The organism is Klugiella xanthotipulae, assembly GCF_006716695.1.
GTDB lineage: Bacteria > Actinomycetota > Actinomycetes > Actinomycetales > Microbacteriaceae > Klugiella > Klugiella xanthotipulae.
Genome location: NZ_VFPN01000001.1, coordinates 584,177 through 604,299 on the forward strand (window position 1 = coordinate 584,177; position 20,123 = coordinate 604,299).

General features: G+C 64.1%; 16 protein-coding genes. 4 read left to right on the forward strand and 12 right to left on the reverse strand.

Annotated elements, in window-relative coordinates:
• Nucleotides 1-10 precede the first annotated feature (10 nt).
• Both FB466_RS02570 and FB466_RS02575 read right to left on the reverse strand, forming a co-directional pair.
• Nucleotides 11-4,399, reverse strand: coding sequence for a DUF7927 domain-containing protein (locus tag FB466_RS02570; RefSeq protein WP_141915587.1), 4,389 nt, complete (start codon nt 4,397-4,399; stop codon nt 11-13).
• A gap of 155 nt (nt 4,400-4,554) precedes the next feature.
• Nucleotides 4,555-5,922, reverse strand: a complete 1,368-nt coding sequence (locus tag FB466_RS02575; RefSeq protein WP_141915589.1) for a sigma-70 family RNA polymerase sigma factor — start codon at nt 5,920-5,922, stop codon at nt 4,555-4,557.
• A 556-nt stretch (nt 5,923-6,478) separates the two neighbouring features.
• Between FB466_RS02575 and FB466_RS02580 the strand changes: the two genes are divergently transcribed.
• A complete protein-coding gene (locus FB466_RS02580) occupies nt 6,479-6,739 on the forward strand; it encodes a hypothetical protein (protein WP_141915591.1) in 261 nt (86 codons plus the stop codon).
• 509 nt (nt 6,740-7,248) lie between these two features.
• On the opposite strand, the gene guaB is transcribed toward FB466_RS02580, so the two are convergent.
• From guaB to groES, 3 genes are all read right to left on the reverse strand, one after another.
• The gene (guaB, locus tag FB466_RS02585) at nt 7,249-8,751 is read right to left on the reverse strand and encodes an IMP dehydrogenase (RefSeq protein ID WP_141915593.1); all 1,503 of its coding nucleotides are present in this window, start codon (nt 8,749-8,751) and stop codon (nt 7,249-7,251) included.
• Nucleotides 8,752-8,911: 160 nt separating this feature from the next.
• Complete coding sequence (rarD, locus tag FB466_RS02590) at nt 8,912-9,811, reverse strand: EamA family transporter RarD (protein ID WP_141915594.1); 900 nt, start codon at nt 9,809-9,811, stop codon at nt 8,912-8,914.
• Nucleotides 9,812-9,904: 93 nt separating this feature from the next.
• On the reverse strand, nt 9,905-10,201 hold the full coding sequence (gene groES / locus FB466_RS02595) for a co-chaperone GroES (protein WP_141915596.1): 297 nt from the start codon (nt 10,199-10,201) through the stop codon (nt 9,905-9,907).
• 187 nt (nt 10,202-10,388) lie between these two features.
• Here groES and FB466_RS02600 point away from each other — a divergent pair, with 187 nt between their 5' ends.
• Nucleotides 10,389-10,835 (forward strand): DUF4190 domain-containing protein, encoded by a 447-nt coding sequence (locus FB466_RS02600; RefSeq protein WP_211344742.1) that lies wholly within the window; start codon nt 10,389-10,391, stop codon nt 10,833-10,835.
• Nucleotides 10,832-12,103, forward strand: a complete 1,272-nt coding sequence (locus tag FB466_RS02605) for a class I SAM-dependent methyltransferase (protein WP_141915600.1) — start codon at nt 10,832-10,834, stop codon at nt 12,101-12,103. Before FB466_RS02600 ends, FB466_RS02605 begins: the two co-directional genes overlap by 4 nt.
• A 259-nt stretch (nt 12,104-12,362) precedes the next feature.
• Here FB466_RS02605 and FB466_RS02610 read toward each other — a convergent pair whose 3' ends face one another.
• Complete coding sequence (locus FB466_RS02610; RefSeq protein WP_141915602.1) at nt 12,363-12,980, reverse strand: TetR family transcriptional regulator; 618 nt, start codon at nt 12,978-12,980, stop codon at nt 12,363-12,365.
• A gap of 108 nt (nt 12,981-13,088) precedes the next feature.
• Here FB466_RS02610 and FB466_RS02615 point away from each other — a divergent pair, with 108 nt between their 5' ends.
• Nucleotides 13,089-13,844 (forward strand): SDR family NAD(P)-dependent oxidoreductase, encoded by a 756-nt coding sequence (locus tag FB466_RS02615; RefSeq protein ID WP_141915603.1) that lies wholly within the window; start codon nt 13,089-13,091, stop codon nt 13,842-13,844.
• 126 nt (nt 13,845-13,970) lie between these two features.
• Here FB466_RS02615 and tsaD read toward each other — a convergent pair whose 3' ends face one another.
• The 6 genes from tsaD to glmS form a co-directional block, all read right to left on the reverse strand.
• Nucleotides 13,971-15,518 (reverse strand): tRNA (adenosine(37)-N6)-threonylcarbamoyltransferase complex transferase subunit TsaD, encoded by a 1,548-nt coding sequence (gene tsaD, locus FB466_RS02620; protein WP_141915605.1) that lies wholly within the window; start codon nt 15,516-15,518, stop codon nt 13,971-13,973.
• The gene (gene tsaB / locus FB466_RS02625) at nt 15,515-16,126 is read right to left on the reverse strand and encodes a tRNA (adenosine(37)-N6)-threonylcarbamoyltransferase complex dimerization subunit type 1 TsaB (protein ID WP_141915607.1); all 612 of its coding nucleotides are present in this window, start codon (nt 16,124-16,126) and stop codon (nt 15,515-15,517) included. Before tsaB ends, tsaD begins: the two co-directional genes overlap by 4 nt.
• A gap of 37 nt (nt 16,127-16,163) precedes the next feature.
• Nucleotides 16,164-16,685 carry a tRNA (adenosine(37)-N6)-threonylcarbamoyltransferase complex ATPase subunit type 1 TsaE gene (gene tsaE / locus FB466_RS02630; RefSeq protein WP_211344743.1) on the reverse strand — a complete coding sequence of 174 codons (522 nt, stop codon included), beginning with the start codon at nt 16,683-16,685 and terminating at the stop codon, nt 16,164-16,166.
• A complete protein-coding gene (gene alr, locus FB466_RS02635) occupies nt 16,682-17,785 on the reverse strand; it encodes an alanine racemase (RefSeq protein WP_141916785.1) in 1,104 nt (367 codons plus the stop codon). Before alr ends, tsaE begins: the two co-directional genes overlap by 4 nt.
• A 61-nt stretch (nt 17,786-17,846) precedes the next feature.
• Complete coding sequence (locus tag FB466_RS02640) at nt 17,847-18,215, reverse strand: holo-ACP synthase (protein ID WP_141915609.1); 369 nt, start codon at nt 18,213-18,215, stop codon at nt 17,847-17,849.
• 33 nt (nt 18,216-18,248) lie between these two features.
• Nucleotides 18,249-20,099, reverse strand: coding sequence for a glutamine--fructose-6-phosphate transaminase (isomerizing) (gene glmS, locus FB466_RS02645; protein ID WP_141915611.1), 1,851 nt, complete (start codon nt 20,097-20,099; stop codon nt 18,249-18,251).
• Nucleotides 20,100-20,123 lie beyond the last annotated feature (24 nt).

The window sequence follows — 20,123 nt, forward strand, 5'->3', positions numbered from 1 at the left end:
GCAGGGAAGGTTAGACGACCCGTCCGCCACCGCGGCGCCGGTTGCACATCGCCAGGAACACGCCCGAAGCCAGGAGGAACACTGCGGCGAGGCCGAGGGGGAACGGCGAGGAGCCGGTCAGGGCAAGACCCTGTACCAGATCCGTGTCGCTCGCCTGGCAGGCATCGGTATCTGTGCAGCCCTGGGCGCTCGTGACCGTGGCCGGGTTCAGCACCACGCCAAAGCCACCCGCATTGACCGTGGCCACCACCTGCACCGTGACATCCGCCCCGGCACCCAGCTCACCCAGCTCAAACGTGACCTCGCGCGTCTTCTCATCGTAGGTGCCACCCCCGGTAGCCGACACGAATGTGAGAGTGGGCGGGAGCTGATCCCGGGCCACAACCTCCGACGCGGCGACGGTACTGCGGTTGCTGATGACGAGGTCGTAGGTGAGTTGCTCGTCAACGTCCACCTGGGTGCGGTGGTCATCCAGGGTGATTCCGAGATCAGCGACTCCGTCCAGGTCAAATGACTCGCACGCGTCTGGACTCGAACAGCCGCCCGGTATCTGTACCAGGGCGGTGCTGAGCACATGAGCCCCGGGAGCGATGTCCTTATCGGCGGTGACGGTTACCTGTACGGTTGTGGTACCACCCGGAGCAATCCGGGGCAGGCTCCAGGTGACGGTGCCATCCGCCGCGTTCAGTTCACCGCCGTCGGATGCCGAGACAAATGTGACGTTATCCGGCAGAGTGTTGGTCACCTCGGCCGCCTCGACTGTGTTCGTGGCGGAGTTGTTCCCCACCACGATGTCGTAGACGAGTTCCTGAGCCGGGGCAATCACGGTCAGGTGATCGTCGAGGAGAATCCACACATCCGAGGGAAGGCGATCAGTATCAACCGAGACGCACTCCGCAACCGGAGTAGCCGGGTTATCGACGCACACGCCCGCGGTCGCAATCGACGCCGTGTTGACCACGCGGGTGTCAGCCGGGAGGTCGTCGTGCACGCGCACCGTAACCGTGATAGTTACCGAGGCGCCCGGAGCGATCGTGCCCACATTCCACTCAAATGCGAGCGGGTTATCAATAGATTGGGTGGCCGTGATCGACGACGTGACAAAGTCCACGTTCGTCGGCATTGTGTCGCGCACCATCACCTCGGTAGCCTCGTCGTCACCATCGTTTCTCGCGGTGATCGTGTACACCGCAGTTTGCCCAGAGCGCACGATAGTCAGGCCATCATCCACTGTAATGCCGATCGCGGGAACGCGGTCGGTGTCACTCGACTCACACTCGTTGGTCACGGTTGTGATGTCGTCGGCACATGTTCCGTCTGTGGCCACGCGCGCGGTCGCCACCACGGTCGCATTAGGCAGGACCCCCTTCGCAACCGTTCCGGTCACGTGCAGCGTCGTCTGGGCCCCGGCAGGCAGGTCACCCAGGTTCCACGTCACGGTGCGATTGGTGGGGTCGTAGGTTCCGTGCGCATCCGCCGACACAAATGTGAGGTCATCGGAAAGCACCTGGGTAACCGTCACGCGGGGAGCCACTCCGGGCATCCGGTTGGTGACGACCACATCGTAGGTGTTCTGCCCGCCGGGGACGGCAGTGGTCAGGTGGTCGTCGGTGGTCACCGAGACCGCGGGAACGCTATCCGTATCGCGGGCACCGCACTCGTCACCGGGGGTAGCCGGATCATTGGTGCAGCCATGATCGGAGGTCACTGTGGCGTTATGCACCACCGAGTCTCCCGCGGATACCGAGCCCACCCGGACCGTGACCGTGAGAGTCTCCGTGGTGTGCGCCCCCCGCTCACCGAGTGTCCAGGTCACGGTCGTCCCGTCTTCTGAGGGCACTCCACCGCCGGTGGCCGAAACGAACTCGGTGTTGGGAGGAAGAATGCTGGTCACGACCACGCCGGGTACCGCACCGTCACCGGTATTGGCCACCACAACGTCATACGTCAGGACATCGGCAGAGCGCACCACCTCGCGGTGGTCATCCACCACAACCGAGATCGCGGGAGTACGGTCCACATCGGTCGCGGAGCAGATGGCGGTGCACCCCTCGGCTGAGGAAACGGTCGCGGTGTTGCTGATCGAGTGGTTCGGAGCCAACGCGGGATCGACGGTCGCCGTCACCGATACCGTCTGCGTCCCGGAGACCGGGATGGTACCAACGTCCCAGCGCACGGTGCGAGTATCTGGATCGTATCGACCCCCCTTCGTGGCGCTGACAAAGGTGAGTTCTTCCGGCAACGAGTCGGTCACGGTCACGCCCGTGGCCCGGTCCTCGCCCGTGTTGGTCACCACCAGGTCGTATGTGGTGTCCTCTCCGGTACCCACAATCTCCGTGTGGTCGTTCTTCGCGATACTCACGCCCGCAACAGGAACGGGATGTGTCGTGAGGCAGCCCCGCCCGGTATCGGTCACGCAGGTGGCCGGAACGGAACCACCGTTGGGGTCACTCGCCTCAGCGGTCGCCCGGTTGAGAAGCGTGGTGGCCTCGGCAAAGTCTGTCTTGACGACCACCGCGTAGGTGAGAGTCACACTCTTCCCGATGCCCAGGGGGCCCGTCCAGGTGAGGAGATTACCCGCGCGGGTGGGGGCTGGGCCGGTCGAGGCGGCGAGGGAGGAATCCTGGATCGTCGCGTCGTCGAGCACATCGGCCAGATCATTCCGAATGGTGACCCCTGTGAGCGGAGTCTCGCCCGTGTTGCTGGCCGTCACCGTGTAGGTCACGGTGCTTCCGCGCGTGACGGCCTGCCCAGAGGGTGAGTCCGCTTGCAGAGCGATCGAGAGGGAGGGATCACCGGCGATGATTGGATGAACCGTAGAGCACGCGGTCTCAGCACCGGTCGTGCAGCCGGATGCGACCGCCCCTCCCGCCGGGTCAGTCGCACTACCGACGACCCCGCGTACAAGAGACTGTCCACTGCGGTACTCCTCGCCCAGCAGCACCTGATAGGTGAGCGTGACGCTTTCGGCCGGGGCTAGGGTTCCTTTCCAGGTGAGGTTTTTACCCGAGATGACAGGAACCGCGCCGGTGGTAGCGGCAAGCGAACCCGCCACCACGGTGGCGTTGTCGAGAACATCCGCCAGGGCATCGGTGAGCGTCACATTCGTGAGGGTGGCATCCCCTGTGTTTGTCGCACTGACGGAATAGGTGACATAATCGCCAGCGGAAACAGCAGTGCCCGACGCGGGGGTCGCCGACGTGGCCACAGCGAGGCCTGCGGTGAACCCCTTGACGGTGACGGCAAATGTTGCTGTCTCCATCTCATACAGGCTGAGCTCGTCCACACCCAGGTCGTTACCAATACCGCCGATAGTCATGTTGCGTACCCCCAGCGTCAGCGAGGTGGCCGAACCGGTATTCACGGTCGAGGTCATACTGGTCCAGGTGGTGGCCGCGTTATTGCAGCTAGGTTGCTTCGGCGAATTGACACTCGAACCGATGAGGGTATTGCCCGCGAATAGAGCGCTGCGCACGGGGTTGATGGGGTCCGAATCGTAGCTCAGGTTGGCCAGGTAGCCCGAGAAGGTGTAGTTCGTGTGGGGGGTGAGACCCGTCACCGTGGTTACCACCAGGTTGTTCGGCACCGGCATATTTTCCGAACCGTTAATGATGAGAAACTTACCCGCCTGTTCAGCCGTGGCCGTGGGCACCTGGTAGGAGTTGTTCGCCGAGCAGACCGTTGCACTGTTCACCGTCATCGGGGTACCCACGCTGCGCAGGTCGGCCCACAGGTTATTGAAGTGCGACGTGGAGCCGCCCATATTTGCGGTCGGCCAGATCGTGTACAGCCCGTCACACGGACCATACTGCGTCGACGTGCAGGTACCGTTGCTCGCGTTCAGTACCGTGGGGTCCTTATACCGGTACGCCGTGTTGAGATCCGGAAGCACCGGTTTGGCCTGGGCAGGTTCGGATGCGCTGCCGTTGTAGTCAAATGTGCCGTTGTCAAAATCCGTGATGAGGTTTGCGGCCGAGGTTGACACCCGCGAGAGCTGCAGACCCGACACCGTACCCTCGAACCCCACCGGCGGCACCAGGCTGACCGCACCGGAACGAGCCGCGGTGCCCACCAGGCTATACAGGATGGGATCGGGTGAGAGCGGTGCGAGCGTCGTTCCCGCCACGGTGACCGACCATCCAGCCGGCACCCCGCCTAAGATATAGCTGCTCGACGGAGTAGCCATCTCGTCCGTCACCGTAATGACGAAACCCGGGTCCGCAGCTGACAGCCGCTTCTGGATTGTTGCGGGGGTCGCGGTGACCGATAAGCCGTCTGTGGCCTCAGCCGGGGTGCCGGGAGTCGAAACGAGGGCAGCAACCAGGAGGGCCGCGACAACTGCGATTGCTGTCGTGCGGCCGATCCACCGCCGCGCAGCGTTCAGCGTGTAGTCAATCATGTGCGAGGAAATTCACTTTCTCAAATTGGGTGGGGTGTGAACCGCGACCCGACCCCTATAACCGGGTGCACGTTATACAGCAACCTGCCTGTTCACACCGTTAATAAGGAGTGGACGTAAGACGCTTTAATCACGCAAAGTAATGCAGAAAAAATTTAGGTGGTGCGGACAGTGGCAACGGGAAGGGGCGCATCGGCCGCAATATCCACGACAAATTGCAGGTTATAGGCCTGCAATCGCGCCATATTGAGGGTGGGTGTGCAGACGCTCACCCGGTTGGTCACCACGCACCCGGCGGAGACCGCCGACACCGCAACACCGTCCGGCATGGTCACCGTCACCTCATAATCGCCGGGGCTGCCCTCGCCCTCAACCGTGACCGTGAGCAGAAGCTGAATACCGCTCCCGCCCGCCCAGTACTCGGGCGGCACCTCCCGCCACTCGACGCTCACGACACCGGACGAGGAAGGCGTCGAGGTCGCAAGACGGTCGGGTACGGCCGATACGCTCGCCGTCGTGTCCGCCTCCGGGGGAGTATCAGCAGCGTTCTCCTCGGCGGGCACGCGCGCCGACACCTCAACCGCCGAGCCCGAGCCGCTGACCGTGGGCGCGACGAGGGCGGGCTGAAGCAGTGGAAACAGGATGACCCCGGCCGCAACCACCAGGCCAACGCTCGGCACGCCGATCTTAAGCAGAGTTGCCCGCAGCCCCGCACCGCCCAGCGGTGTGGACACAGGAGCGCTCCCCGCGAGAACGGACGCCGATCCCCCCACAGCGGAGGTGCCCGCCATACCCGCGAGGTCGCCCACAAAGACCAACCCCAGCAGAACCGCAACCGGCACGCGGGCGGCCAACATGGCGTGCAGCAGAGTCTGGCAGCGCGGGCACCCCTCGCAGTGCTGTTCGATTCGGCGGCGGCGCAGTGCCGTGGAGCGACCGCGCGCGTACGCGGCTAGGTAGTCGTCGCGCATCTCACTGCATGTGAGATTATCGGCGACAAGCTCCTGTAAGTAGCGGGTGCGCAGGAGGTCGCGGGCCCGATGCACCGCCGAGCCCACCGAACGCTCGGAGAGTCCGAGGCGCTGGGCGACCTCGGCCAGCCGCATCCCCTCAACCTCAACCAGGTAGAGGATGGTCTGTGACCGTTCGGACAACTGGAGAAACGCCCGACGGACGGCCCGGGCGGCGGCGATGCCGTCGTCATCGGGAAGGACGGGGTCCTGACTCTCTTCGGCGATCTGGTCGATATCCGGGGTCGCAACGAGCCGGTTTTCCACAGCGAGTACTTTGAGGGCTTCGTGACGGACAGCCACGCGCATGTAGGAGATGAATGCCGCACGGGTGGGGCCACCCCCGGCCCGTATCGCGCGGAGCACGGAGAGAGAGGTCTCGGCAACAACATCTTCACGCAGCGACTCGTCGCGGATCAACGACGCCGCAAACCGCTCCAGATTCCGTTGCGACCGCACGAAAAGGTCCCAAAACTCCTCTTCGCTGATCGAGTTGCTCGTCAACTCACTCATAACAACCCGCACTCATCCCCTGATGACGTCCCCCACTCACTAGCTGGGCCAATAGTAAGCATGACGTGTAAAAATTCGCGTGAAATATCATCAAATCTCACCCCGAACACGGGTTTAATTCATACTCAGCGAGCGAGTTTCCTCGCCGAATAGCGATCATCCCGACGCTCGCGACCAATGCCCAACCCTCAACGCCCCTGGAGAGGGAAGTTTTATCAGACACACGACAGGCCAGGACGCTTCTCACTACCCACGCGGCACCACGCCCGACCCGGCGAGGTTTTCACCAGAGAGAAAATAGATTTTTATTCATGAGAATCCCTTTATGACTTAATATTTCCCACCTGTAGTCCAATGGGAAAGGCTCACTTATAGCCGCAGAGGCCCGTCCAGCTGAGCCGCATGGAAGCCGAATGATTATCACATCACGGCCACCGGAACCGCTTCGGATAGCGAGGTTATCCTCGCTATCCGAAGCGGGCGGCTGTGCACACCGACGAGAACGAGTACATACTCATACACGGCGAATCGTCCCACTCGCGACGCTCTCTATTCGGTGTCACAGTATGCCGACACACCCGCCGAGATCAGCGAGCGGGTCACCCCGTTCGGCCGCGGCGTGGGCCTCCAGGAAAAACTTCTCCTGCGGTCCGATGCCCACATTTCGTGGAAACCGGCCATACCCCGCCGAAAATGCAGCGGCTACGCGCTTGTTACGCCCGAGCCCGCCCGGCGAGAAAACGCCACTCCCGTGGTCGAGATACACGAGACAGGAGTGGAGTCGCAGTCGCCAACTCGGCCCGCGAAGGTCGAGTAATCGCACACCAGAAAACGCTCTCGATTATCCGCTTGATTTCATAGTTATCCCCAACCCCCATTTTGTATCCCCCTTCACTCAACCCAAGCCCCCATAGCTCGAATATCGTCACGAAGTGGATAGTTCAGAAAGTACAATAACACCGACCTGAAAGTCAATCCTGAGGCTAACATCAGTAAGGATTTTTAGTGTTATTAATCAAGTAATTGTGTAAGGTTCGCTAAAAAATTTGTTTATTTTTTAAATAAGTACAGAAGTGTTTATCTTTTTTCTCAGATAAACCGCACGTTTCCGACGGTTTTTGCCACACGTCTCTCCACCCATGAACGCCGTGCGAGAAAGTTGCACAAGCAACCCGCAAAACAAATATGAATTATTTAGTTTTGATAACAATTCACGGTTGCCTCATTCAACCCCGGGCATCCGGCACTATACGCCGGATGCCCGGGGTCACTACCCATTCGGGCGGTGACCCCGGGCATCACCGAGGACAACGGGCGCGGCAGCCCCTAGCGCCGATAGTTAGGCGACTCCACCACAATCTGCACATCGTGCGGGTGCGACTCTTTGAGCCCCGCCGAGGTAATACGCACAAACTTGCCACGCGTCTTCAACTCATCCACGGTGCGGGCCCCCACGTAGAACATGGACTGGCGCAGGCCGCCCATGAGTTGGTAGGCCACGGCCGAGACCGGTCCGCGATACGGTACCTGCCCCTCGATTCCCTCCGGGATCAGCTTCTCGTCACTCGGCACATCCGCCTGAAAGTAACGGTCCTTCGAGTAGGACGTGCGTTCGCCACGGGTCTGAAGCGCGCCGAGCGAACCCATACCACGGTAATTCTTAAACTGCTTACCCCCCACAAAGACCAGCTCGCCCGGGCTCTCGTCGGTGCCCGCGAGAAGCGATCCGAGCATCACGGCATCCGCCCCGGCCACAAGGGCCTTCGCAATATCACCGGAATACTGGAGGCCACCATCCGCGATCACGGGTACCCCCGCGGGACGGGCAGCAAGAGAGGCCTGATACACGGCCGTGACCTGCGGCACCCCCACGCCGGCAATCACCCGCGTGGTGCAGATCGATCCGGGGCCAACACCCACCTTAACCGCATCGGCACCGGCGTCAATGAGCGCCTGGGCACCTGCACGGGTGGCCACATTTCCGCCAATCACGTCAACCCCGGCAAACGCCGGGTCAGCCTTAATCTTGGCGATAATGTCGAGCACACCCTTGCTGTCGCCGTTGGCCGTGTCCACCACAAGGATGTCCACACCCGAGTCGAGCAAAGTCGTTGCCCGCTGCCACGCGTCGCCGAAGAATCCGATTGCCGCACCCACGCGCAGGCGACCATCCTCATCTTTCGTGGCGTCAGGGTACTGCTCAGACTTATCAAAGTCCTTGACCGTAATGAGCCCACCGAGACGGCCATCCGGGTGCACCAGCGGCAGCTTCTCGATCTTGTGGTGGCCCAGCAGCTTCACGGCCTCCTCGGCGCTGAGGCCAACAGGTCCGGTAATGAGCGGGGTGGTGGTCATCACGTCGCGCACACGGGCGGTGAGTTTCTCCGCGGCATCCACAAACCGCATATCACGGTTGGTGATGATACCCACGAGCACACCCCCGGGGTCAACCACCGGCAGACCACTTACCCGGTACTCGCCGCACAGGGCGTCCACCTCGGCCACGGTGGCATCCGGGGTGGTGGTCACCGGGTTGGTAATCATTCCGGACTCGCTCCGCTTAACCCGGTCCACCTGTTCGGCCTGGTCCTGGATGGAGAGGTTGCGATGCAGAATACCAATCCCCCCCTGTCGCGCCATCGCGACGGCCATGCGCGACTCGGTGACGGTATCCATCGCGGCTGACAGCAGCGGTGTGGCCACAGACACCCGCTTTGTGATGCGCGAGGTGGTGTCCGCCTCGCTGGGAATCACGTCCGTATGCGCCGGCAGCAGCAGCACGTCGTCGTAGGTCAGTCCTGTGAATCCAAACGGATCGTGCTGATCCATTTCACCTCTTTCGATTGAATGCGAAACGCGAGGCCCCGCTAGTCAAGAGGCGCGCAGTGTAACAATCGTAAACGACACCGGGGCCGAATATGTTCCTGCGGAGGAATTAGTCAGACCGGCCCGGGGGAACCGGAGTCCGCGCGCCGTGGGGCCGAGCCCGCTAGCGACCCGCGGCGGCCCGCTGTCGGCGTCCAGCACCCACCATATCGATAACAAGCATGAGTACCGCCAGCCAGACGATACCAAACCCCACCCAGCGCGCCGGCGGCATCGCCTCATGCATGATGTACACGGCAAACAGAAACTGCAGAATGGGGGCCACAAACTGCGTCAAACCCACCTGGGTGAGGGTGAGCCGACGCGCGCCCGCAGCGAAGAGCAGGAGCGGCACAGCCGTGGCCGCTCCCGTGCCCACCAGCAGGGCGGTGTGTACGGGCGAAACGCTGATGATCGTGAGACCAGCCGTACCGGACACCACGGCCAGTTGGATCATCGCCACCGGTGCCAGCCATACGGTCTCAATCGTGAGACCGGGGATCGCATCCACCCGGGCACCGGTGCGCTTCTTCACATAGCCGTACAGCGCAAACGAGAACGCCAGCACGAGCGAGATCCAGGGCAGCCGACCGTAATCAACGGTGAGGATCACAACGGCCACGCACGCGACTCCCACCGAGGCCCACTGCAGCGGCCGTAGCTTTTCGCGCAGCAGGATCACGCCCAGCAGCACCGTCACGATGGGGTTAATAAAGTAGCCGAGGCTCGTCTCCAGCACGCGACCGGCGAGGGCCCCGTAGATGAAAACCTGCCAGTTCAGGTAGATCACGAGGCCGGCCACACCACCGGCACAGAGCACCCGGGGCGTCCGAAAGATCGCGATCAGAGCGGGCCAGGTACGCGTGACCGTGAGTAGCAGCGCGCAGAATATCAGTGAAAAAAGGACCCGCCAGGGCACAATCTCAAACGGACTCGCCGCGCTCACAAGGACAAAGTAAGCGGGAAGGATACCCCACAGCAGATAGGCCCCCAGGGCGTAAGTCAGCCCGGTACGTTCATTCACCTCCCTATCTTAGGGGCGGAATCCACGCACACCCCGAACGCGTGAGAGCCCCGGATGCCGATGCATCCGGGGCTCTCATCTAACGCGGTGTTCTTAGCGAACGACGATGGCAAGCACGTCGCGAGCGGAGAGAACGAGGAGGTCCTCACCCGAGTACTTCACCTCGGTTCCACCGTACTTGGAGTAGATCACCTTGTCGCCAACGGCGATGTCAAGCGGAACACGGTTTCCGTTGTCATCAATGCGGCCGGGGCCAACGGCCACAACCTCGCCCTCCTGGGGCTTTTCCTTGGCGGTATCAGGGATAACCAGGCCAGACGCAGTCGTCTGCTCTGCCTCTACCTGCTTGATAACAATGCGATCCTCGAGCGGCTTAATGGAGACCGACACAGTTGACCTCTTTCTTGAACGTAAATATCAGAGCATGAGTTAGCACCCTCACGACGAGAGTGCTAAGTCGAGTTTAGGGTCTCATTGGCACTCACGCAAGGTGAGTGCCAATGAGAAGACGTCCCATGACACCGAACAGGGGCCTCGCTATACTGGGCAGGCTCTCCAATTGCAAAGGATGTCCGCCGTGACCATTCAGCCACCCCCTGGGCCCACAGCCGGTTACCGCGCCCCGTCTCCCACCCAGCCCGGCTACGGCCAACAGCACTACCCGCAACCGCAGTACGGCCAGCCCGGGTACGGGGCACCCGGCCAGGGCCCACAGCACTACCCCACCCAGCCGCTCGTCGGCTCCTACTATCCCCAGTTCGCCCAGCCGCGCACCAACGTCCTCGCCATCGTCACGCTGTGTGCCGCGTTTTTTCTGCCCCTCGCCGGTATCGTCACGGGCCATATTGCCCTGCGCCAACTGCGCACCTCCGGTGAGGGCGGCCAGGGGTTAGCGGTGGCCGGGCTTATTATCTCGTATGTATTCACCGGGATCATCACCCTGGTCATCCTCTTCTATCTCCTCGGGCTCCTGCTCTGGGGAGGTTTCCTTCTGGCATTGTTAGGGACCACCGCAACGGTATGACAGACGAATCGACGGCCCCCCTCTGGGACGAGCTGGCCTTCCTCGGCGGCGAGGAGGGCCAGGCACTGCTAACCGAGCTCGCCGCTGCACCCGGAGACGACGCCGTCGCGCTGGTCAGTCGCCTGCGCAAACGCGGTCTCACTCCCGAACAGGTTTCCGCCGCGGTCAGTCAGGCCGCACTACGGCGTAAAGCCACGGGCAAGTTCGGCCCGGAGTCCGCCGAGCTCTTCTTTACCGAGGCCGGCCTGGAACAGGCTACGCGACACACGGTCGCCGACCGGCACGCTGCCCGCTTCGCTACGGCTGGCCTCACCCATGTGGCCGATCTGGGCTGCGGCATCGGCGCGGATGCCCTCGCCCTCGCCCGCGCCGGGCTCACCGTCACCGCCGTGGAGCGCGACGAGCACACCGCACGGGTGGCCGCCCTCAACCTCAGCAGGTACCCTCGGGCACGGGTGATCACGGCGGATGCCGAGAGCGGCCAGATCGCTGCCCTCCTCACCGGCCGCAACGGCGATCTCGACGGCACCGTTGACGCGGTGTTTCTCGACCCAGCCCGCCGCACCTCCGGTCGCCGCAACACCCGCCGCCTGACCGACCCCAATGACTACTCCCCCTCGCTCACGTTTGCGCTTGACCTCGCCGAACGTCTCCCCGTCGGCATTAAGCTCGGCCCCGGGCTCGACCGCGAGCTCATCCCCGACGCCGTTGAAGCACAGTGGGTATCCGTCGGTGGACAGGTGGTCGAGATGGGGCTCTGGAGCGGACCGCTCGCCCGGCCAGGCATCCGCCGCTCAGCCCTCGTTACGGCGGGCACCACCACCCACGAACTCGCCGCAGCGGCCGATGCTACGGATGCCGAGGTGCGCGATCTCGGCACCTATCTGTATGAGCCTGACGGGGCCGTCATCCGGGCCCGTCTGATCGGCGCACTCGCGGGTCAGTTAACTGCCGGGATGCTGAGCGAGAGCATTGCCTACCTCACGGGCGACACGCTGGTCACGACCCCTTTCGCTGCGGCTTTTCGGGTGCGAGAGGTTCTCCCCGTGCGCGAACGCGACCTCAAGAGGGCACTGCGCGAACGCCGCATTGGCACGCTTGAGATTAAGAAGCGCGGGGTCGATATTGACCCCGCCGAATTGCGCACGAGGCTGGCACTGCGGGGGCCGGAGTCGGCCACACTGATCGTGACGCGAATGGGTGAGAAACGTGTGGCGCTTCTCGCGGATCGCGTCTCAGCGGGTAACCCTGTGTTTTCTGAGGCCTGAAGATCCTCTGTTCACTTTGACAAAGTATACCCCCGGGGGTATTTTCATTACGGGGTTGATATTTATCACCCCCGACACCTCCACACCGGAAGAACACCATGTGCCGAGCAGTAACGTGTAGAAAATGCGGAAAAACGACCTGGGCCGGATGCGGCCAACACATCGACCAGGTCCTGCGAGGCGTGCCGCAGGCCCAGCGCTGCCAGGGCCACGCCAACGAGCCACGGAAAAGCCTCTTCGCCCGGCTGTTCAGCCGCAGTTAAGCGTCTTCGCCCGGATCGCGGGACAACCGGGCCACCACCACGTCCAGTACCCGATCCATCACCACCCGTGGTGGCTCCTCACTGTGCACCGCCCACCAGGTCAGCACGGCCAGACTCGTTGAAATGAGGGCCTGCGAGAGCACCTGCGGCCCCAGGTCATCAGCCGACACCCCCTGACTGGCCGCAATAACCTCGGCAATTTGGGCCCGCACCTCGCCCAGCAGTGGCAGCCCGTGGCTCATCAGCGACGGGTTGGCATCAATCAAAATGAGTCGCTCTCGCGTCACCGCCTCGCTCTCCGCCGAAAACGTTACGGCCCGCGCATAGGCGGCTCGCAGATCCACACGTGACGCAATCGAACGGCCCGGCCCGGCCGCAAGATGAGCCGCCAGCTCGGCCTGAAACCGGTCGATGGCCTCCGTCATCCCACCCCATACCAGATGATTTTTTGACGGAAAATAGCGGAAAATGCTGCGCCGACTGGCCCCGACGGCCGCGGCAATATCGTCCATTGTGACGCTCTCGAAGCCGCGCTCCACAAACAGGTGCATGGCCACGCGGGCCACCTCGTCGGGGTCAATTGTGGCCGGGCGGCCTCGGCGTTGTTTCTGCACAGTGAGAGCATAGCGGTACCCCGACTCACAGGATGTCTTTATGTCACTCAGTGCTAAAATTGCCACGGCCCGTCACCCACTGGCCCATTTTCAAGGAGGACTACTCAGATGAGCATCACCACAGACCGCTTCGCCGGCAAAACCGCCATCGTCACGGGTGCCGGTTCCGGCATCGGCCGCGCCACCGCCACCCGCCTCGCCCACGAAGGTGCCCGCGTCATCGCCGCGGATGTCGCCCCCGAGCGTCTCGTTGAACTCGCCGCAGAGCTCAGCGCCTACAACGTCGTCACGATTGCTGGCGACATCACCGCCGAAGAGGTGGTGCAGAAAATCGTCGCGGCCGCCGACGGTCGGGTGGATGTTCTCGCCAACATTGCCGGCATCATGGACGGCTTCCTGCCCGCCGCCGAAATCGACGACGCCACCTGGGAGCGCGTCTTCAACGTCAACGTCAACTCGATCATGCGACTATCGCGCGCGGTCCTCCCGCTGATGATCGCGCACAACAGCGGTGCCATCGTCAATGTGACCTCCGAGGCTGGTCTCCGCGGCTCGGCCGCCGGCGTCGCCTACACCGCCTCAAAGCACGCGGTGATCGGCTTCACCAAGAACACGGCCGTGATGTATGCCGCTCACGGCATCCGCACCAATGCTGTCGCCCCCGGCGCGGTCATAACCAACATTGAGGCCCCCATGAAGTCGCAGCACGCGGCCGGCGTGGTTGGCCCACTCCTGCAGGTTGTCGTCCCGGCACCCGCCGAAGCCGACCGCCTCGCGGCCGCCATCACCTGGCTCGCAAGCGACGATGCCGACAACGTCAACGGCCAGGTCCTGGCCAGCGACGGCGGCTGGTCAGCGATCTAGGCGCAGTGTGGGCGGTGCGCACCGCCCACACCCAGAGTGATTTTTCCTCACAGTTCGACGTTTATTTGTCGGTATTCTGACCAAAACTCACCCATTTTGCTCCCCCGCACCGGCTCCCGGCACCGACTACCGCACCTGAATCTCGGTCACGGGCAGCGTCGAATCCGCACCAAACCCCACCCCAGAAGGCTTGTACCCGGCCATAATGAGTTGCGCGCCCAGCGCCGCAATCATTGCACCGTTATCGGTACACAACGAAAGCGGCGGAATCCGCAGCTCAATACCCGCGGCAGCGGCCCGCTCAACGGCAAGTTCCCGCACCCGCGCATTGGCCACAACGCCCCCGCCGAGCAGCAGTCGCGGCACCCCGGTATCTCGGCAGGCCGCGATGGCCTTACCAATCAGCACATCGGCGACAGCCTCGCGGAAGCTCGCCGCAACATCCGCAACGGGCACCTCCTCGCCAGCATCCTGCGCCCTCTCCACCCAGCGGGCCACGGCCGTCTTCAGACCCGAAAACGAAAAATCGTAGCGATGCTTCGCCATATCCTTCGGCAGGGTGAGGCCGCGCGGAAAGCGAATGGCCTTCGGATTTCCGGATGCCGCCACCCGATCAATCTGCGGCCCACCCGGGTAGGGCAGCCCGAGCACGCGCGCCACCTTGTCAAACGCCTCACCCGCTGCATCATCAATGGTCTCGCCCAGCAGTTCCACGTCACTCACGAGGTCGCGCGCCAACAGCAGCGAGGTGTGTCCACCCGAGACGAGCAGCGCCACCGTGGGAAACTCAATCGGATCGTGCTCGTCTCCCGTACGCAGCACATCCGCCCCCACATGACCCACCAGGTGGTTGACGGCGTAGAGCGGCTTATCGAGGGAAATAGCGAGCGCCTTGGCCGCGCTCACCCCCACCATGAGCGCACCCGACAGACCCGGCCCACTCGTGACCGCAATCGCGTCAAGGTCATCGTAGGCCACCCCCGCATCGGCGAGCGCCCGATCAAGGGTGGGGCGGAGGGCCTCCACATGCGCGCGCGCCGCAACCTCGGGCACCACCCCGCCGTAGCGGGCGTGCTCGTCCATGCTCGACGCAATCGCGTTCGCCAGTAGGGTGTCTCCGCGCACAATTCCGATGCCGGTCTCGTCACAACTCGTCTCAATGCCCAGCACCAGGGGGGCGGAACGGTTCCTCAGGGTCAGTCTCATCATGATCGCATCCACGTTATCCGGCTGGTAGTACCTGGGCCGGACGCCAATCTGTTCAAATCCATCACTCTCGTACAGCCCACGCGCCACGGGGTTATCGGCCCGTACCTCCAGGAAAATCCGGCTGGCCCCGCGGTCGCGGGCCTCCGTGACGAGGGCGCGCAGCATCCGTCGCCCCGTCCCATACCCGCGATGTTCGACGGCGAGCGCAATGGTCTGGATGTCCCCCTCGCCGCTCCCCCGAGCCGAGAGCAGACCGGCGTAGCCGACAACCCGCTCGGGTGCGGGACCATCGGCGGGCAACACGGCCACAATGTAGTGTCGGTGGCTACCGCTCAGTTCCTCGGTCATCGCCGCGCGCGACCACGCCTCCCGCCCAAACGAGCTGTTCTCGATCAGCATGATCGCGTCGAGGTCGTCACGGGTCGCGTTACGCAGCACGGGTGCAGCACCCTCGGCGGCGCTCATCGGGTTACCCGCTTGGGGCCGGTGGAGGGGGTCACATCGGGCGAACGCAGGTAGAGCGCACCCTCGGTGACAAAGTCGGTACCCTCGGCACGCATCCGGGTGGCGAGTACGGCCAGGTTCGTGGCGAGAAGGCCCGCCTCGTTTCCGTCCCGCACGGGCACCCCCTCGGGAAGTTCGGCTGCCTTCCCCACGGCCGGGCCGTGCACCCGCCGCCAGGTGTCACCCTCACGAACGTAACGCGACCAGTAGACTTCGCGGCGGCGAGCATCCGTGACCACCAGCAGGTGCTCACCCTCGGCCCCCGGGAACCCCTCAACAACCCCGTCGTGGCTCACTACCCGGTACAGCGGCACGCCGCGCCCGGCGGCAAAAGCCTCGGCAGCGGCGATCCCCACGCGCAACCCGGTGAAGGGTCCCGGCCCCATACCCACAACGACGCCCGTCACCCCCTCGGCGGAGACTCCAGACTGCGACAGTGCCGACACGATCAGCTCGCCAATCACCTCGGCATGTTTCAGCGGGTTGGGTGAGGTCGCGTCGAAGCGCTGACCGTCGGAGGTGAGCACGCCGACGCTGGTCCCGAGTGAGGTATCTATCGCAAGAAGCACGTCTACAGGGTACCCGCTCGGGATGCGCGGCGGCGGCCTACCGGTCCAGGTGTACGCCACCCGCCCAGCGCGGCCCCACCGCGGTGATCGTGATCACGCGCGGCTCGATCGGCTCCTCACCCTCAGTGGGTTCCTCGGTAGCCCTTCCGGCCGCACCGGTCGGCCGTTCGATCACGAGGTCGAGCCAGGAGTCCGCGACACCGTCAAGCATCCCGGCCCCCCACTCGGCCACCACGACGGAGGTCGCGAAGTCGATATCGAGGTCGTCCAGTTCCACGGCGCTCGCGAGCCGATACGCGTCAACGTGCACGAGGGCCGGACCGCCCACCACCGATGGGTGGGTTCGGGCCAGCACAAACGTGGGGCTCGTCACCGGGCCACGCACCCCCAAACCTTCACCGATACCGCGGGTCAACGTGGTTTTACCCGCACCGAGCGGTCCCGTGAGGGTCACCAGGTCGCCCGCGCGCAGCTGGCGGCCGAGCCGGATGCCCAGGTCGTGCATCTGGTCGGGGTCGGTAATGGTGACGACACTCACCCGCTCCTCGGCGGCGCTCATGACGCGTACACCCGGGTCACGCGCGGCCCCACGCGGGTGACCATCTCGTAGTTGATGGTGCCGCAGGCCGACGCAAACTCTTCCACGCTCGGTATGCCGTCGGCCGGGTCACCCCAGAGCACCGCGGTGTCGCCCACCTGCACGGTGTCATCACCCACATCCACGATGAACTGGTCCATCGCCACGCGTCCCGACACCCGGTAGGTGCGACCGTTGATGCTCACCGGGGCAACGGAGGAGGCTGCCCGCGGTATCCCGTCGGCATAGCCCAAACCCACGAGCACCACGGTCGTCTCGGCCGCGGTGTGATACGTATAGTCGTAGGACAGGCCCGTCCCCGCCGGCAGCCGCCGAACGTGCAGCACCGTGCCCTCCAGGCGCATCGCCGGACGCAGCCCCAGGTCGGCGCTCGTCTGGCCGGGCAGGGGTGAGAGTCCGTAGAGGAGGAGGCCGAGCCGCACCGCGTTCACGGGCAGACCCGGGTAGCTCAGCGCCGCGGCCGAGGCCGCAATATGGGTCAGTTCGGGGGTGAGCCCGGCGGCACGCGCCTCGGCCAGGATGTCCATAAAAAGCTCAACCGCCGCACGATCATCCGCCTCCGATGCGTTCGACAGGTGGCTAAATACCCCACGCACCCGCAGCAGGCCCTCAGTCTCGTAGGCTCGCGCCCGCGCAAAAACCTCGGCACGCTCGGCCGTCGGGATGCCGTTGCGGCTCAGCCCCGAGTCGCATTTGAGCTGCACAATGGCCGGTGAGCCAACGCGCCGAGCTGCCTCGGTCACGGCGTCGAGCTGCGCGCGTGAGTTCACTCCCACGTCAATCCCGCGCTCAATCGCCACGCCGAAGTCGGTGCCGGGCGCGTGAATCCAGAACAGCACCGGCTCCTGGATACCGGCCTCCCGCAGCTCAAGCGCCTCGCACAGGTCCGCCACCCCCAGCCAGGTGGCCCCCCCGTCGAGGGCGGCGCGCGCCGACTCAACAGCGCCGTGCCCGTAGGCGTTGGCCTTCACGACCGCGATGATCGTGGTGTCCGGGATACGCCGCCGCAGCTCCCGCACATTGTCACTGATCGCGGCGGTACTGATCCGGGCGCGGCGCATCGGCGACCCGAAGCCCGAAGTCTCGGCGGGTGCCGACGGCGAGCTCTCGCCCGGTGGGGTCTCACTCACGGTCATGCGGGCCTCCTTCGACAACAACAAATGCGGTGGCCATCCCGCCATCGTGCGTGAGCGACAGATGAACCCGGTCGCCACCGACCGCGGCGAGAGCCGCGCGCAGGCCCTCGCTGAGCTCAAACGCGGGCCGACCCGCGGTGCGCGGCGGAACCACCAGGTCGTGCCAGCTCACCCCGTCCGAACCGCCCAGCGCCTTAATGAGTGATTCTTTGGCGGCAAAGCGGGCCGCGAGCGAGCGCACAGGCAGTCCCCGTTCCGCCTCGGTAAAGAGCCGCACAGCGAGCGCGGGGGTGCGGTCAAGGGACCGCTCAAAGCGAGCGATCTCAACCGTGTCAACCCCAATACCGATAATCATGCCTTCACCCTGCGGCCCGGAGGGCCGGACCGGCTATTCGACCGTGACCGACTTGGCCAGGTTGCGCGGCTGGTCCACATCGAGCCCCTTAGCCGTCGAGAGCTCGAGCGCAAAGAGCTGCAGCGGAACCACCGACAGCAGCGGCTGGATGAGCGGCTCAGCCAGGGGCACCGGGATGACCTCATCGGCGAAGGGCAGCACGGCGGCATCCCCCTTCTCCGCGATGGCGATCACGCGGGCACCACGGGCACGGATTTCCTGGATGTTGGACACGATTTTGGAGTGTAGCTCGGCCGAACTGCGCGGACTCGGCACGACCACAAACACGGGCTGGCCGGGCTCAATCAGGGCGATGGGGCCGTGCTTCAACTCGCCGGCGGCGAAGCCCTCGGCATGGATGTACGAGATCTCCTTCAGCTTGAGCGCCCCCTCCAGCGCGATGGGATACCCCACGTGACGACCGAGGAACAGCACCGAACGCGTGTCGGCCATCCAGTGTGCCAGCTGACGCACCGTGTCAGTCACCTCAAGCACCTCGGCAAGCTTCTCCGGCAGGGCCAGGAGCTGGCGGGTCATATCGTGCAGGCCCTCGGTGCTGAGCGTGCCACGCACGGTACCCAGATGCAGACCAAAGAGGTAGAGGGCAACAATCTGGGCCACAAACGCCTTGGTCGAGGCGACGGCCACCTCGGGACCGGCATGAGTGTAGATCACTCCGTCCGACTCGCGCGGGATAGTGGCGCTCTGGGTGTTGCAGACGGAGAGGGTCTTGACCCCGGCATCCCGGGCATACTTGACGGCCATCAGGGTGTCCATGGTCTCGCCCGACTGGCTCACCGAGATGAGCAGGGTACGCGCGCTCAGCACGGGGGTCCGGTAGCGGAACTCGTGGCTGAGCTCCACGTCAACGGGCACACGGGCCCAGGCCTCAATCGCGTACTTGGCCGTGCTCGCGGCGTAGGCGGCGGTGCCGCAGGCGATAATCACGATGCGATCAATGTCCTTCAGGATATCCGGCCCCAGGCTACCCAGCTCCGGGATCTCCACGGCACCCTCAACGATACGGCCACGCAGCGTGTTGGCAATCGCGTCGGGCTGCTCAGCGATCTCCTTCGCCATAAAGGAGGACCAGCCACCCTTATCGGCGGAGGAGGCATCCCAGGCGACCTCAAACTCTTCGATCTCGACCCGGTTTCCGGCGAAATCGGTCACCTCAACCGAGTCGGGCGTAATCACGGCGATGTTGTCCTCACCAATCGCGACGGCGCGACGGGTGTGCTCCACAAATGCGGCCACGTCTGAACCGAGGAAGTTCTCCCCCGTGCCCAGCCCCACCATGAGCGGCGAGTTGTGACGCGCGGCCACAACAACGCCCGGTTCGTCGCTGTGCACGGCGAGCAGCGTGAAGGTTCCCTCCAGCCGGTTGACAACCTCGCTAAACGCCCGACGCAGGTCACCCAATCGGCGGTAGGCCCGACCCAGCTCAACGGCAACCACCTCGGTATCGGTCTCACTCTCGAAGTGGTAGCCCTCGGCCAGCAGTTCGTCTTTCAGCGGCGCAAAGTTCTCGATAATTCCATTGTGAATGAGGGCTAACTTGCCGTCATCCCCCAGATGCGGATGGGCATTCTCATCCGTTGGCCCCCCGTGTGTGGCCCAGCGCGTGTGGCCAATTCCCGTGGTACCGGCGGCGAGGGGATGCTCGATCAGGTCCTCCGCGAGCACCGCCAACTTGCCCGCCCGCTTACGCGTGTCGATCGAGCTATCGGCGGCAACCACCGCGACACCGGCCGAATCGTAGCCCCGGTATTCCAAGCGTTTCAGCCCGCCCATCAGGACGGCCAACGTATCATTTGCACCGGTATAACCCACGATTCCACACATGAGAAACAGTTTAGTGGCACTATG

Excerpts from the sequence above, each read along its gene's own strand:
- tsaE (WP_211344743.1), bottom strand. The coding sequence starts at position 16,685 with ATGAGCGCCGCCGAGGAGCGGGTGAGTGTCGTCACCATTACCGACCCC.
- FB466_RS02605 (WP_141915600.1), top strand. The coding sequence starts at position 10,832 with ATGACAGACGAATCGACGGCCCCCCTCTGGGACGAGCTGGCCTTCCTC.
- FB466_RS02640 (WP_141915609.1), bottom strand. The coding sequence starts at position 18,215 with ATGATTATCGGTATTGGGGTTGACACGGTTGAGATCGCTCGCTTTGAG.
- glmS (WP_141915611.1), bottom strand. The coding sequence starts at position 20,099 with ATGTGTGGAATCGTGGGTTATACCGGTGCAAATGATACGTTGGCCGTC.
- FB466_RS02570 (WP_141915587.1), bottom strand. The coding sequence starts at position 4,399 with ATGATTGACTACACGCTGAACGCTGCGCGGCGGTGGATCGGCCGCACG.
- FB466_RS02615 (WP_141915603.1), top strand. The coding sequence starts at position 13,089 with ATGAGCATCACCACAGACCGCTTCGCCGGCAAAACCGCCATCGTCACG.
- guaB (WP_141915593.1), bottom strand. The coding sequence starts at position 8,751 with ATGGATCAGCACGATCCGTTTGGATTCACAGGACTGACCTACGACGAC.
- alr (WP_141916785.1), bottom strand. The coding sequence starts at position 17,785 with ATGCGCCGCGCCCGGATCAGTACCGCCGCGATCAGTGACAATGTGCGG.
- tsaD (WP_141915605.1), bottom strand. The coding sequence starts at position 15,518 with ATGAGCGCCGCCGAGGGTGCTGCACCCGTGCTGCGTAACGCGACCCGT.
- FB466_RS02575 (WP_141915589.1), bottom strand. The coding sequence starts at position 5,922 with ATGAGTGAGTTGACGAGCAACTCGATCAGCGAAGAGGAGTTTTGGGAC.